The 14,545-nt window shown below is 45.4% G+C and carries 15 protein-coding genes; 11 read left to right on the top strand and 4 right to left on the bottom strand.

Going from position 1 to position 14,545, the window contains the following annotated elements; all coding sequences use genetic code 11:
- Positions 1–100: 100 nt before the first annotated feature.
- The gene (locus tag Q0Z62_RS00880) at positions 101–280 is read left to right on the top strand and encodes a hypothetical protein (RefSeq protein WP_269901732.1); all 180 of its coding nucleotides are present in this window, start codon (positions 101–103) and stop codon (positions 278–280) included.
- A complete protein-coding gene (gene rpoD, locus Q0Z62_RS00875; protein WP_269901733.1) occupies positions 258–2,579 on the top strand; it encodes an RNA polymerase sigma factor RpoD in 2,322 nt (773 codons plus the stop codon). The genes Q0Z62_RS00880 and rpoD overlap by 23 nt, the downstream gene beginning before the upstream one ends.
- A 74-nt stretch (positions 2,580–2,653) precedes the next feature.
- Here rpoD and guaD read toward each other — a convergent pair whose 3' ends face one another.
- The gene (gene guaD, locus Q0Z62_RS00870; protein WP_298050231.1) at positions 2,654–3,955 is read right to left on the bottom strand and encodes a guanine deaminase; all 1,302 of its coding nucleotides are present in this window, start codon (positions 3,953–3,955) and stop codon (positions 2,654–2,656) included.
- A complete protein-coding gene (locus tag Q0Z62_RS00865) occupies positions 3,952–5,118 on the bottom strand; it encodes a benzoate/H(+) symporter BenE family transporter (protein ID WP_298050230.1) in 1,167 nt (388 codons plus the stop codon). Before Q0Z62_RS00865 ends, guaD begins: the two co-directional genes overlap by 4 nt.
- 243 nt (positions 5,119–5,361) lie before the next feature.
- On the opposite strand from Q0Z62_RS00865, the gene Q0Z62_RS00860 reads away from it, so the two are divergent.
- The 8 genes from Q0Z62_RS00860 (at position 5,362) to Q0Z62_RS00825 (ending at position 12,947) form a co-directional block, all read left to right on the top strand.
- On the top strand, positions 5,362–6,036 hold the full coding sequence (locus Q0Z62_RS00860; RefSeq protein WP_269901736.1) for a c-type cytochrome: 675 nt from the start codon (positions 5,362–5,364) through the stop codon (positions 6,034–6,036).
- Between the two features lie 11 nt (positions 6,037–6,047).
- The gene (locus Q0Z62_RS00855; RefSeq protein ID WP_298050229.1) at positions 6,048–7,109 is read left to right on the top strand and encodes a c-type cytochrome; all 1,062 of its coding nucleotides are present in this window, start codon (positions 6,048–6,050) and stop codon (positions 7,107–7,109) included.
- 193 nt (positions 7,110–7,302) lie between these two features.
- Positions 7,303–7,686, top strand: a complete 384-nt coding sequence (locus Q0Z62_RS00850; protein WP_298050228.1) for a DUF4168 domain-containing protein — start codon at positions 7,303–7,305, stop codon at positions 7,684–7,686.
- A gap of 226 nt (positions 7,687–7,912) precedes the next feature.
- The gene (locus Q0Z62_RS00845) at positions 7,913–9,013 is read left to right on the top strand and encodes an ABC transporter ATP-binding protein (RefSeq protein ID WP_298050227.1); all 1,101 of its coding nucleotides are present in this window, start codon (positions 7,913–7,915) and stop codon (positions 9,011–9,013) included.
- Positions 9,014–9,046: 33 nt separating this feature from the next.
- Entirely contained in the window at positions 9,047–10,309 is a 1,263-nt protein-coding gene (locus tag Q0Z62_RS00840) for an ABC transporter substrate-binding protein (RefSeq protein ID WP_269901740.1), read from the top strand.
- A 42-nt stretch (positions 10,310–10,351) separates the two neighbouring features.
- Complete coding sequence (locus tag Q0Z62_RS00835) at positions 10,352–11,242, top strand: sugar ABC transporter permease (protein WP_269901741.1); 891 nt, start codon at positions 10,352–10,354, stop codon at positions 11,240–11,242.
- 21 nt (positions 11,243–11,263) lie between these two features.
- Positions 11,264–12,124 (top strand): carbohydrate ABC transporter permease, encoded by an 861-nt coding sequence (locus Q0Z62_RS00830; protein WP_298050245.1) that lies wholly within the window; start codon positions 11,264–11,266, stop codon positions 12,122–12,124.
- A gap of 13 nt (positions 12,125–12,137) precedes the next feature.
- Positions 12,138–12,947 carry a phosphodiesterase gene (locus tag Q0Z62_RS00825; protein WP_298050226.1) on the top strand — a complete coding sequence of 270 codons (810 nt, stop codon included), beginning with the start codon at positions 12,138–12,140 and terminating at the stop codon, positions 12,945–12,947.
- On the opposite strand, the gene Q0Z62_RS00820 is transcribed toward Q0Z62_RS00825, so the two are convergent.
- A complete protein-coding gene (locus Q0Z62_RS00820) occupies positions 12,908–13,531 on the bottom strand; it encodes a bifunctional 2-polyprenyl-6-hydroxyphenol methylase/3-demethylubiquinol 3-O-methyltransferase UbiG (RefSeq protein ID WP_298050225.1) in 624 nt (207 codons plus the stop codon). The two genes, Q0Z62_RS00825 and Q0Z62_RS00820, sit on opposite strands and share 40 nt — an antisense overlap.
- A gap of 132 nt (positions 13,532–13,663) precedes the next feature.
- Here Q0Z62_RS00820 and Q0Z62_RS00815 point away from each other — a divergent pair, with 132 nt between their 5' ends.
- A complete protein-coding gene (locus tag Q0Z62_RS00815) occupies positions 13,664–14,239 on the top strand; it encodes an HdeD family acid-resistance protein (protein WP_269901744.1) in 576 nt (191 codons plus the stop codon).
- Between the two features lie 56 nt (positions 14,240–14,295).
- Here the strand turns inward: Q0Z62_RS00815 and Q0Z62_RS00810 are convergent, their stop codons facing one another.
- The gene (locus Q0Z62_RS00810; RefSeq protein WP_269901745.1) at positions 14,296–14,463 is read right to left on the bottom strand and encodes a hypothetical protein; all 168 of its coding nucleotides are present in this window, start codon (positions 14,461–14,463) and stop codon (positions 14,296–14,298) included.
- Between the last annotated feature and the right edge of the window lie 82 nt (positions 14,464–14,545).

The raw sequence follows: 14,545 nt of genomic DNA, 5'->3' as shown, positions 1-14,545 counted from the left end.
GCTGCTGGTGATTAAACTAGCCGATGCAAAACCTATTAAGGAATCGCAAATACGACTCGCCTTTAGGGCACTATCGCTATCATAAAATAATGTGGGCAAAATGCATGTTGTTACTGCCATTGCCTTGTTTGATTACACAAGGATTTATTCTTATTTAGTCAACAGCTACTTGTTCGCTTATTTTACCTTTGGTGCAGTTGCATTTGCATTTATCTATATTCACACCGTTATGGTGTTTTGCGTCAATGGGATTCAATATGACTCAATCGACTGGCAATAACTCGACGATTCGCACTGTGACTATGGCGGCATCTTCGGATGACGATAGCACTTCTGTTAACGTCGACGCGACATTGGGTGCGCCTGCGCCAGCCAAAAAAGCGGCTAAAAAAGCGGTGAAAAAGGCAGTCAAAAAAGCAGTGGCTAAAAAAGTAGCGACGAAAAAAGTCGTGGAAGACGTGCTGGCTGCAGATATTGACGTGGATGAAGACAGCCCAGCTCCAGCTAAAAAGGCAGCCAAAAAAGCTGTTAAAAAGGCGGTGGCTAAAAAAGCAGTTGCCAAAAAGGCCGCTAAAAAAGCAGCCCCCGCAGCGCCAGCAGCTCCTGCAGGGCGCCGTGGTCGACCAGCTAAAACATCTGCCTTTGATGATGACGATCATATCGAAGATGGTGACGAGGTCATCCCAGACTTAAAGCCCGTAAAAAAAGGCAGTAAACGTGGTGGTGCTCGTGATGTGTTTGGTGGCCGTGGTCAGTTAACACCCGAGGAACAAGAAGCCCGTCGTAATCGCCTTAAAGCCCTCATTAAGTTGGGTAAAGAGCGCGGATACTTGACCTATGGCGAGATCAACGATCACCTGCCTGATGATTTGGTAGACGCTGAGGCGATTGACGGTATTATTGGTACTTTCAGTGATATGGGGATTATGGTCTACGACCAAGCTCCCGACGCTGAGACCTTACTCATGAGCGATAATGCGCCATTGGCTTCCAGTGATGATGATGTGGACGATGAAGCCGAGGCCGCGTTAACCACAGTAGACTCAGACTTTGGTCGTACTACAGACCCAGTGCGTATGTACATGCGTGAAATGGGGACAGTAGAGCTATTAACTCGCGAAGGCGAGATTGAGATTGCTAAACGCATCGAAGACGGTTTGAAGCACATGATCATGGCGATTGCAGCATGTCCTACCACAGTTAATGAGGTGCTTGCCTACATTAACGAGGTACGTGAAGGCAGCATGGGCATTGATGACGTGGTGGATGGCCTAATTGATGATGAAGGAGAGGACTACGCTGGCTCAGGGGTAACGGATGAGGACGACGAAGGTCCAGCCGGTGGTATGAGCAGTAAACAGCTAGAATACCTACGCACTAAGTCACTTAAAAAATTCGATGTCATTCAAGAGTGGTTTGAAAAGATGCGTGTGGCCTTTGAGTCAGAAGGCTACCGCAGTCCTGGATACATTCAAGCTAAAGAAAATATTTTGAATGAATTTATGGGTATTCGCTTTACCGCAAAAATGGTAGAGAAACTAGCCGATACGATGCGTGAGCAGGTTGGTGCGGTGCGTGCCCTAGAGCGTGAAATTCTGCAGATCTGTGTGACTCGTGCCGAAATGCCGCGCTCCCACTTTATCAAAAGCTTCCCTGGTAACGAGACTAATTTAGAATGGGTAACCAACGAATTGGCCTCTAACCCATCGTATGCAGAGACGCTTGAGCGATTCGTGCCTGCGGTACAGGAAATCCAAGAAAAACTATTGGAAATCCAAGCGAGTGTGGTGTTGCCGTTAACGGACCTCAAAGAGGCCAATAAGCGCATGCTAACCGGCGAAGCCAAAGCTCGAAAAGCAAAGCGTGATATGACGGAAGCCAACTTACGTTTGGTTATTTCTATTGCTAAAAAATACACAAACCGTGGTTTGCAGTTCTTGGATTTAATCCAAGAGGGTAATATCGGTTTGATGAAAGCAGTAGATAAATTTGAATACCGTCGTGGTTACAAATTCTCTACCTATGCAACATGGTGGATTCGTCAGGCAATTACTCGCTCTATTGCGGACCAAGCTCGCACGATTCGTATTCCAGTTCATATGATTGAAACGATCAATAAGATGAATCGTATCAATCGTCAGATTTTGCAGGAAACAGGCGTAGAGCCAGATCCAGCGACTTTGGCTCAAAAAATGGACTTACCCGAAGATCGAGTACGCAAAATCCTAAAAATCGCTAAAGAGCCGATTTCCATGGAAACACCGATTGGTGATGATGATGATTCGCACTTAGGCGATTTCATTGAGGACACCAATACCGTGTCACCCTCGGATTCAGCCTTACATGGCTCAATGCGTGATGTGGTGAAAGATGTGTTGGATTCGTTGACTCCGCGCGAAGCAAAAGTATTGCGTATGCGTTTTGGTATTGAAATGAGTACAGACCAAACACTCGAAGAGGTCGGTAAGCAGTTTGATGTAACGCGTGAGCGTATTCGTCAAATCGAAGCCAAAGCCTTACGTAAGCTACGTCACCCAAGCCGCGCAGATAAGTTGAAGTCTTTCCTCGAAGGTAAGTAAATCATTATCTGCTAATAGCTGATAGGCGGTACAAAGCCCCATTTATGAAAATAGATGGGGCTTTTTTTGTCTGGTTAGGAGCGTAAATGTTGGCATTGACCGGCAATATAGGTGGCTTGAATACAGCGGTCATCACCTAACGTGATGAGTGAAAATAGCCGTTCCTCAAGGCTAGCGGCACCATTCTGTCGTCTAGAGAGCAATGGGGTAGCCGTATCATCAATGATGATGAAGTCAGCCTCATTACCGATTGAAAATGAACCGACCATCTCTAGCTGTAGTTGCTGAGCAGCACCAGCAGTGACTAAATAAAACAACTGAAAGGCGTTAAGGTAATGATTTTTTAAGCGCGCTATTTGATAGGCTGCTGCCATGGTTTTTAGCAAAGAAAAGGAGGTGCCTGCGCCCACATCCGTTCCTAGGCTAAAAGAGGCTTGATGGTGAAGCGCTTGGTGGCTATCAAAAAGGCCACTGCCTAAAAATAAGTTAGAGGTTGGGCAGTGAGAAATATTGGCCCCACTTTGGGCTATACGTTGCCAATCTTGTTGGTCTAGATAAATACCATGACCATAGACAGCCCGAGGCCGCACCAGGTCATAGTGGTCATAAATGTCTAAGTAGCTACGATACGAAGGAAATAGCTCATGAACCCATGCAATTTCAGCTTGGCTTTCTGCTACATGAGTTTGAATGAAAATGTCAGGGTATGCATTGGCAAGGGCTTGGCAGCTTTGGAGTTGACTGGGGCTAGAAGTAGGGGCAAAACGTGGGGTGAGGGCATAAAGCTGTCGCCCTTTATGATGCCAACGCTCAATTAAATCAGCACTGTCTTGTGCGCCTGTGATGGCGGTATCTTGTAGATACTCAGGGCAGTTTCTATCCATTAAGACTTTGCCCGCAACCATACGCATATTACGCTGCGCACTTTGGTTAAAAAAGCTCTCCACAGAGCTTTTGTGTACGCTGCCATACACTAAGGCAGTGGTAGTGCCGTTACGCAATAGCTCATTGAGAAAAAAGCGACTCACTTGATCGGCGTGTTGTGGATCATGAAAGTTTGACTCGGTAGGAAACGTATAAGTTTCTAACCAAGGCAATAAGTCGGGAGCGGGTGAGGCAATCATATCGGTTTGTGGATAATGAATATGCGTATCAATAAAACCTGGACTAATAATCTTGCCTCGATAATCATGTACTAATACGTGAGGAGGCAGGGAGGGGTAAAGTGTTTCATAGTCTCCTACATGTTGAATCCGGCCATCAGCAACGATTAGCAAACCGTCCTCGTGCCAGATAGGCTTAGGCTGTTGTATGGTAGAAAGGATGGGGTCAAAGAAAAGAATCTGCCCTCTGTAGGCGTGTACAGTGAATGTCATGATGTCTTTTTTAGTTGCAGTAAATGATGCACGATTAAACCAATCACTAAACCCCAAAAGGCACTACCTATATTAAATAGGCTGATACCGGAGGCCGTGGCTAAAAAGGTAAACAGAGCGCTTTCACGATGACTAGATTCATTAAAGGCAGTGGCAAAGCTTTGACTGATTGTGCCTATTAATGCAATACCGGAAATAGCTGCAATTAACGCATGAGGTAAGGCAAGAAAGAAACTAATTAAGGTCGCACCAAACACACCGCATAGTAGATAGATAAGTCCCGCATAGATAGCGGCCTTATAGCGTTGAGCTGGCTCAGGATGAGACTCAGGGCTCATGCAAAGAGCCGCAGTAATAGCAGCGAGGTTATACGCAAAACCACCAAATGGAGCCAAGATAACACCCATCAAACCAGAGCCTGCAATAATAGGAGACATAGGCGGCTGATAACCATACGTTTGCATGACGGCGACCCCAGGCAGGTTTTGAGAGCTTAGGGTGACTAAAAATAAAGGAATACCAACGCCAATTAAGGCCCCTAGATTCCACTCTGGTGTTTGCCAAATCGGGGCAGTCAGTCCCCAGCGTAAATGACTAAAAGAGAGTGAGTCTTGAAAAAATAAAAAACCAACACCTATTAGCAACGTGATTACCACAGCTAAACGTGGACTAAAATGACGCACTGTAAAATAACTAATTAGCATCAGCAGCACTAAAGACCAACTTTCCTCTGCTGCAATAAATAGTCCTATACCAAAATGCACCAAAATACCCGCTAACATCGCTGCTGCTAGATGCGCAGGTATCCAACGACTAAATTGGTAGAACAAGCCGCTCAGACCGACTAAGGTCATTAATAGCGAAGCAAACATAAAGACAGCAATTGATTGCGCATAGTTGTATTGCATTAGACTCGTTGCTAACAGGGCTGCGCCGGGAGTAGACCACGCCATCAGTACAGGCGTGCGAGTCAGCAGCGAGGGGATAATGCTGCTGATGCCTATCCCCACCCCTAATGCCAGCATCCATGAGCCTATCTGAGCTTCAGTGGCGCCAGCGGCTTTAGCGGCTTGCAGCACAATCGCAATTGAGCTGCTATAACTGATGATGACAGCAAGTAAACCTGCTGTAAAAGTAGAGAATTGTCCGGTGCTTTTTGCCATAAAAATCACTTGCAACAAATAAGATAAAACATGCCATTATGCGCTAAAATCGTTATAGCGTTAGCTATATTTCGATTGGGAAATGGATAAGAACAAGGGCTTATGCATGATTGTTTTTGATGAATATTAAGAATAAACAGATCCTAATAGTAGTATTTGGTTATTTACTAATAACCATATAGAATTTAGTTGTATATAGGGCGCAATTTAGCGTTTTTTAGCTCTCTTTTGTGAGTTTATATTATGACTCGTAATATTTTTTCTCGATTACCGATTGCTGGTGTGCTGGCAGCGGTAGGCCTTTCATCGGCCATGACAACAGCGGTAGCCGCAGAGCTAGACGCTGAGGCGATCGAGCGCGGCAAGACCTCTGCCGTCACCTGTATCGCCTGCCACCAAGCCGACGGCAGTGGCATGAATATTCCTGGCGGTGAGTCCTGGCCTCGTTTGTCAGGCTTAGATCGTGATTATATGGTCAGCCAATTAAAGGCATTTAAAGACGGTTCACGTAATAATGCGTCTATGTTGGCATTTGCAACCATGCTAAATGATGAGCAAATGGTTGATGTGGCTACTTATTACGCGAGCCTGCCTGTTACTAAAGCCGACGCACCTGCCGTGGATGAAGCCTTATTAAAGCATGGTGAGAAACTGGCTCTTAAAGGGGATTGGGACCGTTACATTGTTGCCTGTACTAGCTGTCATGGGGTAGGCAACCAGGGTAATGGGGCGACCTTCCCTGGTTTAGCCGGCCAGCATCCAGGCTACATTGCTCAGCAAATTACGGCTTGGAAAAATGAAACACGTAAAAACGATCCTCAGAATTTGATGGCCGTTATCGCCAAACGCATGGACGATCGTGATATTGAGGCTGTTTCTGCGTGGTTAGCTACGCAGCCTGCTAAAGGCCAAGAGTAAGGGGATACGTAATGAAAATGATGTTTAAAAAATTATTGCCAGTAGCTGTTGCGGGTGCCTTTTTACTGGGCACAGCAGCAGCGAATGCACAAATTACCAAATATGGTAAAGACCTCACCGATGAAGAGCGCGAAAAAATCAGCGCTATGGTTCCTGGGGTTCCAGCACCCAAAGATGAGGAGTTCGTACATATTCCTCCTACCATGGAAGACCTAGAGGCGTCTGACTTACATCCTAAAATGAAAGAAGCCATTCGTCGTGGGCACGATTTGTTTGTGAACACACAACAGCTACGTGGCACAAATGTGTTTAACAACATGAACTGTTCTAGCTGTCACATGGCCGAAGGTCGTCTCCCTTTTGCGGGGCCAGTATGGCCTGCAGCGGTGGATTTGCCCGCATACCGGGGTAAAAATGGTCACGTTAACAACCTAGAAGAACGCATTGTGGGCTGTTTTACTTACTCCATGAATGGTAAACCTCTAGAATACGGCAGTGACGATATGTTGGCGTTGTCGCTCTACCATCAGTGGTTGGCTACAGGCGTACCTATGTTCCCTAAAGATAAACTTTATGGTCGTGGTTTCCCTCGCCTAGCAGATGCAGAGCAAAAGCCGGATGCAGTTCGTGGTAAAGCCGCTTATCAAGCTAACTGTGCCGTTTGTCATGGTGAAAATGGGGCAGGTAAAGTAGACGGTGATAAGGTGATTTTCCCTGCTTTATGGGGGGATGATTCGTATAACTGGGGTGCAGGTATCGCTCGTGTATACACATTGGCTTCTTTTACTAAACACAACATGCCTTTAGGTCAGCCTAATTCGCTGTCTGAGCAAGATGCGTGGGATATTGCTCAATACGTAGATAGCCAAGAGCGTCCTCAAGAGCCTCGTTATACAGGCAATGCCAAAGAAACACGTGAAAAATACCTAGACACATTCCATAAACACTCAATGTACGGCCTAGAGTACGAAGGAAAAATTCTGGGTGATCATGATAATGTAGGTCATAAAGATTTCTTAAAACCAGAGATCCTACGTTCACGTGATTTCACGGGTGGCAAAAAAGCCGAGTAAATCTGTAATTAAATCCTAGCAGGATTTTCTATTACGAAAATACCCGCATATCAATGGCTTAGCCGTGATGTGCGGGTATTTTTATATGTGGATTTCGGGCAAAGGACACAGGCGCTAACACAAAGAAACTTGCTGATCGTCGTGCTTTGACTGAAGATGAAGTCTCATTGATGTCGATTAAAGGAGGCTAGTAATGCCCCAGAATATGAAAGCATTTATCGCCGCTGCAGCCATTAGTTTTGGATTAGCAGCCCCTATTGCTCATGCTCAAAGCACGGCTCCTGTACCGTCCGCACCACCAGCTCCACAGATCATTGAGCCCTCAGATCAGCAACTTGATCAGTATGCGACAGCCGCTCAACAGCTAACCGTGGTGGCGGCAGACTATCAACCCAAATTAGAGGCGGCTACCGATGATCAGGCTCGTCAGAATATTATGCGCGAAGCAGATGGGAAAATGGTGGCAGTCGTAGAGAAAAGTGGGCTAAGCGTTGACCAATATAATGGTATTAGTTTAGCGATTCAACAGGACCCCACTTTACGTCAGCAAGTTGAACAGCGAATTAAAACCAAGTAAGTCTCCCTCTTGTGTTGCTTATGCCGCTTTGATGCAATATCAAAGCGGTTTTTTTTATCACTAAAAAACGTAGTCTCTACGCGTGTTAAGCCAAGCAAACCCCGCCACGGGTGGGGGTGTCATATTCTCTTCATGTGGGTTTAACAAACCTGTCACTTCATATTTTTACACTGTGTCTTTATTCCATACCCCTTAGAGAGCTAAGGATAGTGAAAAAGGATGCGCTGTGAGCGAACAAGCAGCAATACGTTTGCAAAATATACATAAATCCTGGGGCGATCATACTGTGATTGAAGCCTTGGATTTGGACATTATGCGAGGCCAGTTAACGGCTTTATTAGGTCCATCAGGTTGCGGTAAGTCAACCTTGTTGCGCATGATTGCAGGGTTAGAAAGCGTTGATCAAGGCAGCATTGAGATCAAAGGGGTAGATGCTACCCATGCCTTGCCGGCTGAGCGTCATTTGTCTATGGTTTTTCAATCCTACGCGCTATTTCCACATTTATCGGTGGCCCAAAATATTGTCTTTGGGTTAACGGTGCGTAAAGTGAATAAGCACGAGCGTGATCAGCGTTTAGCCCAAGCATTGCAGTTGACTAACTTGGTAGGTTTTGAAGATAGAAAACCAGGGGAACTCTCTGGTGGACAGCGTCAACGTGTTGCATTGGCTCGTAGTATTGTTTCCGGCCATGACATTTGCTTAATGGATGAGCCTTTGTCGAACTTGGATGCAAAATTACGCCATAGTGTTCGACATGAAATTAGAGCATTGCAGCAACGTCTAGGTATGACAGTGGTTTATGTAACGCATGATCAGACAGAAGCCTTAGGAATGGCGGATAAGGTCGTACTGTTGAATCAAGGACGTATTGCGCAGCAAGGTACAGCACAACAGCTTTATACCTATCCAGCGAATACGTTTGCAGCTAGCTTCATTGGTAGCCCGCCTATGATGCTAATAGAGAGTCATCTGTTGCCAACGGCGCAATGGGCTGGTCTAAAAAATAGCGCAATGCTGCATTGCACCATAGGTGTGCGTCCTGAGCATTTGCAGCTGATTACTCCGCATCCTGCGTTATTGACGGTTGAGGTATTGCAGCAAGAATTTCAAGGAGCTGAGTCGTATGTCTATGTGCAGCTGCCTGATTCTCGCACGTTAATTGTTCGTTCTGATCCCAAAAAGAAATATGCCATAGGTCAGTTACTTGGCTTGTGTTGGGACAAATCACACAGTCATTTTTTTCAGCCAGAAGATGGTTTGCGCATAGATGATGCCACGACTCTTCCTGCGTTTCGATTTCCTTCCGCCGTTGCGCAGTGCGCATAACGGTATTCTGTTTTTTTATAAGTGATGAAAGAGATGTTAAAAAAAGTAGTCTATGCGTCTTCGTGCGCGCTAATGATGGCTTATGCGGCCAGCGCTGCAGCAAAAACAGAGTTAACGATGTACTACCCGATTGCGGTGGGTGGCCCACTCACCGAGGTAGTCGATGGCATGATTCAGGATTTTCATAAAGAAAATCCTGATATCACAGTGAAAGCCGTGTATTCCGGTAACTATGATGAAACGCGAGTGCGAGCTTTGTCTGCCATTCGTGGTGGCGAATCAGTGCAGCTATCTGTATTAGGGGCTTTGGATGCCCATGATTTAGTTGAGCAAGGACTGGTTGAGTCGTTTAGTGATGTGACAAAAAGCGAAGCAGAAAAAGCATGGCTAACGAGCTTTTATCCGGCTTTAATGGCGAATGGCACGATTCAGGGTAAGGTCTGGGGTATTCCCTTTCAACGCTCTACCATCGTTATGTATTACAACAAAGATGCTTTTAAGGCCGCCGGTTTAGACCCAGAAAAAGCACCGACTACTTGGGATGAGCTGGTTGATAGTGCTAAAAAACTAAGCAAAGACAACCAGTACGGCATCATGATTCCTTCTACTGGCTACCCTTACTGGATGTTTCAGGCTTTAGCTATTCAGAATGGGCAAATGCTGATGAACGAGGAAGGTACCAAAACCTATTTAAATACACCAGAAGCCGTAGAGGCCCTCACTTTTTTCAAAGAGCTATCTACTAAGCATCAGGTCAGTCCTAAAGGGACGATTGAGTGGGGAACCTTGCGTCAAGCCTTTGTCCAAGGTCAAACCGCTATGATGTGGCACACCACAGGTAATCTAACTGCGGTAAAAAAAGAAGCTAATTTTGATTTTGGCGTGGCTATGTTACCAGGTAAAAAACAACCTGCGTCTCCTACTGGAGGGGGTAATTTTTATCTCTTTAAAGGGGCTTCTGACGATCAAAAGCAAGCAGCAGTGGATTTTATGCGTTGGATGACGGCTCCTGAACGTGCTGCAGCTTGGTCTATTGCTACTGGTTATGTGGCGACAAGTCCCGCCGCTTATGAAACAGAGACTCTGAAAAAATATGGTCAAAGCTTTCCTCCGGCTCTAGTGGCTAGAGATCAGCTAGAGGTAGCGGTGCCTGAGTTTGCAACGTATGAAACAGCGCGTGTACGTGAATTGTTATCAAATGCCGTACAAGCCGCTATTACAGAAACCAAAACACCTCAGGCTGCGCTAGATGAAGCTCAGCAAGGTGCCGAGCGTTTACTGCGCGATTATCAATAATACATAATGCCTTAGGTTTTTTGGATTTTATAAGTAGTAATTATGACTGGTTCATCACGGATAAGGGGGCGTCAGAGCATGTATGCGTGGATGATGCTGACACCTCTGCTTGTTTTAATTAGTTTGTTTGCTTTCATTCCTACGCTTCAAACCGTGTGGGCCAGTCTCTTGACCAAAGGCAGTAGTCGCCGTCCCCCTCAGTTTACGGGGCTGGATAACTATCAGGATTTATTGGCTGACCCCGTGTTCTGGCAGGTATTAAGTAATAACTTTTGGTATGCCATAACGACCATTCCTGTCTCTATTGTTTTAGCACTATTGATGGCGTTGTGGGCGAATCAATCTATGCGCTTAAGGTCTGTGGTGCGTAGTGCCTATTTTACGCCAACGATGTTGCCAATGATCGCAGCAGCGAACTTGTGGCTCTTTTTTTACACGCCTGGGTTAGGGGTGCTGGATAGATTGACGGCCTTGGTTGGGATGGAGAGTACGAACTGGCTAGGCCAGCCAGACACGGCCTTATGGGCGGTAGTCGCAGTCACTATTTGGAAAGAAGCCGGATTTTTTATGATTTTTTATCTGGCGGCCTTGCAGGGGGTTGCGCCTGATTTAAGGGATGCTGCGCGTATAGAGGGCGCATCACGTTGGCAGTATGGTCGGCGAATACTGTGGCCGTTATTAATGCCAACCACTTTGTTTATTTTGATTAATGCGTTGATCAATTCTGTTAAGTTAATTGATCACTTATTTATATTGACCAAAGGGGGGCCTAATAATGCCTCTAAGTTGGTGTTGTATTGGATTTGGGAAATGGCCTTTGCCTATATGGATAGACCGAGTGCTGCAGTGATGACCGTATTGTTAATTGTGTTGTTGGCTGTTATTGCGGTATTGCAGTTTCGGTTTATTGAGCGTCGCGCTCACTATCAATAAGGGGTCATGATAATGAGTGGAATGGTAAGTACGGAATTACAACAACGACCTGCTGTTATTGCCTTAAAAAGACCCATCCAGTGGGGAGCCTATTTAGATAAGGTGGGCGCATGGGTACTGGCTTTGCTGTGGATAGCGCCGTTGTTGTTTGCTGCATGGGCGGCTTTTAGGACGCCAGAGGCGGCATTGAATTTTGACTGGGAAAGAGGGTGGTCTTTAGAGAATTTTGCTACGGCTTGGCAGCGTGCCCCCTGGTTACAGTATTTTGTTAATACAGTCGTCTTAGTCACTGTCATTTTAATCGGGCAGTTTATATTATGTACGTTTGCTGCGTTTGCATTTGCGCGCTTTCAGTTCAAGGGTAGAGGTCTACTTTTTAGCTTGGTTTTATTGCAACTCTTTATTTTGCCAGAGGTGTTGATCGTAGAAAACTACGCCATGGTTTCTCGATTAGGCGTGATGGATAGCGTGTGGGGGATGGCCTTGCCGTATATGGCCAGTGCTTTTGGTGTTTTTTTATTACGTCAAAATTTTAAGCAAATTCCTAGAGAACTAGAGGACGCTGCCCGTGTAGAGGGCTGTAGCTGGCTGCAGGTATTGTGGCGAGTCTATGTGCCATTAGCTAAACCTATTTATGTGGCGTATGCCTTGGTCTCCGTCTCTACGCACTGGAATAACTTTCTCTGGCCATTAGTGATTAGTAGCTCTGATCAGACTCGTCCATTGACAGTCGGCTTATCATTATTTGGTGCCCCTGAAAGTGGTGTGAGTATTGCTTTGATTAGTGCGGCGACTTTAATGACCGTGGCCCCTTTGTTGACAGGTTTTTTATTGTTTCAACGTCATTTCATCCAAGCATTTTTACGTGCAGGTATTCGTTAAGTTAAAGACGTATATGAAAATTCTTCATTTTTCAGATTTGCATATAGTACCGGCAGGGCAGCGCCTATTTGGTCTTAATCCTGCTCAACAATTGCAGCAATTGATCGATCATGCTTTACAGCACCATGGTGATGCAGATCTTTGTGTGATTACAGGCGACCTAACGCATAAGGGCGAGGTGGGGGCCTACGAGGTGTTAGCGGAGAAACTACAGCAGTTGCCAATGCCTGTGCAGCTCTTAGTAGGTAATCATGATGATAGGCATCATTTTCGATCCTACTTTCCCGATCAATCCGTAGATAGCCATGGATTTGTGCAGCGCATTGTGGATACGGATTTATATACCTTAGTTTTTTTAGATACTTTGTCAGTAGGCTCACCAGAGGGAGAGCTATGCGCACAACGATTGCAGTGGCTATCCCAAGCAATAGCAACCAGCCATAAGCCTATTTTGTTATTTTCGCATCACCCTATTATGGATTTGCAGTTTCCAAGTATGGATTGGATTAAGCTACGAGAACATGAAGAGGTGATGGCGCTCATTAAACAAGACAATAAGGTGGCTTATATGTTTGCAGGGCATGTGCATAGACCAGCGGCTGGCATATGGCATGGGGTTCCGTTTGCTACTGTGTCAGGTGCTAGTCATCAGCACCATTTGCACTTTACTCAAACGGGAGCCTCTGATTCCAGTTTAGAGCCCGCTGGGTATGGGGTTATTTCAGTTCTGGCGCACAGCATCACCGTGCATTTTCAATTAGCACAAAACTATGCACGTTTTGCCTACCAAGGGCCACCTTTACGTTTGCGAGCTAGGACTTGAACTACAGCAGACATGCCTTGGTGTCCATCTCCTTCGTATATCGAGCGCTCTATTTCTTGTAATAGCTCAAAGTGTAATCCTGATAGCTCTTCTTGTAGTATGGCTGCCTCGTAAAGCAAAGCGGAATGGCTAGGGCCCCCCGTTTTAAATTCAAGCTGTTTTGGGCGGTAGGCCTCAAGTAAAAATACGCCGTTAGTGTTTAGGGATTGACCAATCTGAGCATGCACATGCTGGCGTAATAGCGCTGGTAAATGACAAAATATACTCACAATCCCCTCCCATTGCGCAGGCTCAAAGACATAGTCCTCTAGATCTACACGTTGAGTCTTTACCTGTACACCTCGTTGATCTGCGAGCTTTTTAACCTTATCTAAACCGGATTGAGCGGCATCTAATGCCGTGACCTCATAGCCTTGTTCGGCTAAATAGACCGCATTTCTACCTTCGCCTTCGCCAATGGAAAGCACACGACCACCAGTAGGGATATGGTGGGCGTGAAGTCGTAAAAAGTCGTTCGGTTGGGTGCCGTAAAAGTAGGATTCCTGATCGAACTTTTTGTGCCAGAAATTATCAGAAGTCGTCATATAAGTCACCAAAAGTAGAATGGGGGAATGGACAGGGGCTAAGTATTTACCTTAATTGAGAGTTAGCTCAAACCCTTATTCTAGCGTTACTGTATGCTAAGGAGTGAATACACATCTTTTAAGGAGTGAGAAATGTCTACTGATCGTTCTGTGGTGCTAGCTCAAGCATTAAAACAATTGCGAGCTCGTTGGCCGTGGTTTTTTGGGGTGGGCATTGTGCTATTGCTGCTGGGCGCTATTGCCATGATATATGTGGTGGGTGCAACCTTAGCAAGTGTGGTATTTATTGCGTCATTAATGATTTTGGGTGGTGTTGCTCAATTGATCCATGCGTGGGGTATTCGGCCGTGGGCAAATTTTCTTCTCTGGAGTGTCACGGGGGCGTTATACGTTGTAGCGGGTGTATTTGCTTTAATTAACCCTATTGCAGGGGCCGCACTATTAACATTGCTTTTGGGTGGTAGTCTTATTGCAATGGGGGCATTGCGGTTATGGTTGTGGTTTCAAAATAGATCACAGGTGGGTTGGCAATGGCTAGCTCTTAGTGGTTTGTTTAGTTTGGTAGCTGGGTTGTTAATAGCAGCTGGCTGGCCAACCAATAGTCTTTATATATTAGGCATGCTTTTATCTATTGATTTGTTGTTTCAGGGTTGGGCGTTATTGTGGGTGGGCATTGCTTTGCGCAGAGCCTATAAAATGAGACCATAACAAAAAAGGCCACGTGATTAAAACGTGGCCTTTTTTTATTTAAAAATTAAAATAAATTAATTCATTTTTTTTGAAAAGCGTCGTAAGGCAGCACTTAACTTTTTTGCATTTAGATATAAGGCATTAGAAAGTGGGGAGAATGCGGAACCCTGCAAATGAGAATCCATTTGTGGATTTGTACGACGAGAAATTTGAGCTTCTTGAGGCAAGATATGTTTAAACATAAATACTCCTATAATTATTATTTATTCGGATAATTAGTTATTATACCACAAATATAGGGTTTTTACTAATTGCGTGACTATG

The organism is uncultured Paenalcaligenes sp. (assembly GCF_947630565.1).
Lineage (GTDB): Bacteria > Pseudomonadota > Gammaproteobacteria > Burkholderiales > Burkholderiaceae_B > Paenalcaligenes > Paenalcaligenes faecalis.
This window is presented reverse-complemented; position numbering and strand designations above follow the sequence as displayed.

What these genes read in the sequence shown, in the direction of transcription:
- Q0Z62_RS00855 (WP_298050229.1), top strand. Translation starts at nt 6,048, where the DNA reads ATGAAAATGATGTTTAAAAAATTATTGCCAGTAGCTGTTGCGGGTGCC.
- Q0Z62_RS00820 (WP_298050225.1), bottom strand. Translation starts at nt 13,531, where the DNA reads ATGACGACTTCTGATAATTTCTGGCACAAAAAGTTCGATCAGGAATCC.
- Q0Z62_RS00825 (WP_298050226.1), top strand. Translation starts at nt 12,138, where the DNA reads ATGAAAATTCTTCATTTTTCAGATTTGCATATAGTACCGGCAGGGCAG.
- Q0Z62_RS00840 (WP_269901740.1), top strand. Translation starts at nt 9,047, where the DNA reads ATGTTAAAAAAAGTAGTCTATGCGTCTTCGTGCGCGCTAATGATGGCT.
- Q0Z62_RS00835 (WP_269901741.1), top strand. Translation starts at nt 10,352, where the DNA reads ATGACTGGTTCATCACGGATAAGGGGGCGTCAGAGCATGTATGCGTGG.
- Q0Z62_RS00815 (WP_269901744.1), top strand. Translation starts at nt 13,664, where the DNA reads ATGTCTACTGATCGTTCTGTGGTGCTAGCTCAAGCATTAAAACAATTG.
- Q0Z62_RS00880 (WP_269901732.1), top strand. Translation starts at nt 101, where the DNA reads ATGCATGTTGTTACTGCCATTGCCTTGTTTGATTACACAAGGATTTAT.
- Q0Z62_RS00865 (WP_298050230.1), bottom strand. Translation starts at nt 5,118, where the DNA reads ATGGCAAAAAGCACCGGACAATTCTCTACTTTTACAGCAGGTTTACTT.
- Q0Z62_RS00850 (WP_298050228.1), top strand. Translation starts at nt 7,303, where the DNA reads ATGCCCCAGAATATGAAAGCATTTATCGCCGCTGCAGCCATTAGTTTT.
- Q0Z62_RS00860 (WP_269901736.1), top strand. Translation starts at nt 5,362, where the DNA reads ATGACTCGTAATATTTTTTCTCGATTACCGATTGCTGGTGTGCTGGCA.
- guaD (WP_298050231.1), bottom strand. Translation starts at nt 3,955, where the DNA reads ATGACATTCACTGTACACGCCTACAGAGGGCAGATTCTTTTCTTTGAC.
- rpoD (WP_269901733.1), top strand. Translation starts at nt 258, where the DNA reads ATGACTCAATCGACTGGCAATAACTCGACGATTCGCACTGTGACTATG.
- Q0Z62_RS00830 (WP_298050245.1), top strand. Translation starts at nt 11,264, where the DNA reads ATGGTAAGTACGGAATTACAACAACGACCTGCTGTTATTGCCTTAAAA.
- Q0Z62_RS00810 (WP_269901745.1), bottom strand. Translation starts at nt 14,463, where the DNA reads ATGTTTAAACATATCTTGCCTCAAGAAGCTCAAATTTCTCGTCGTACA.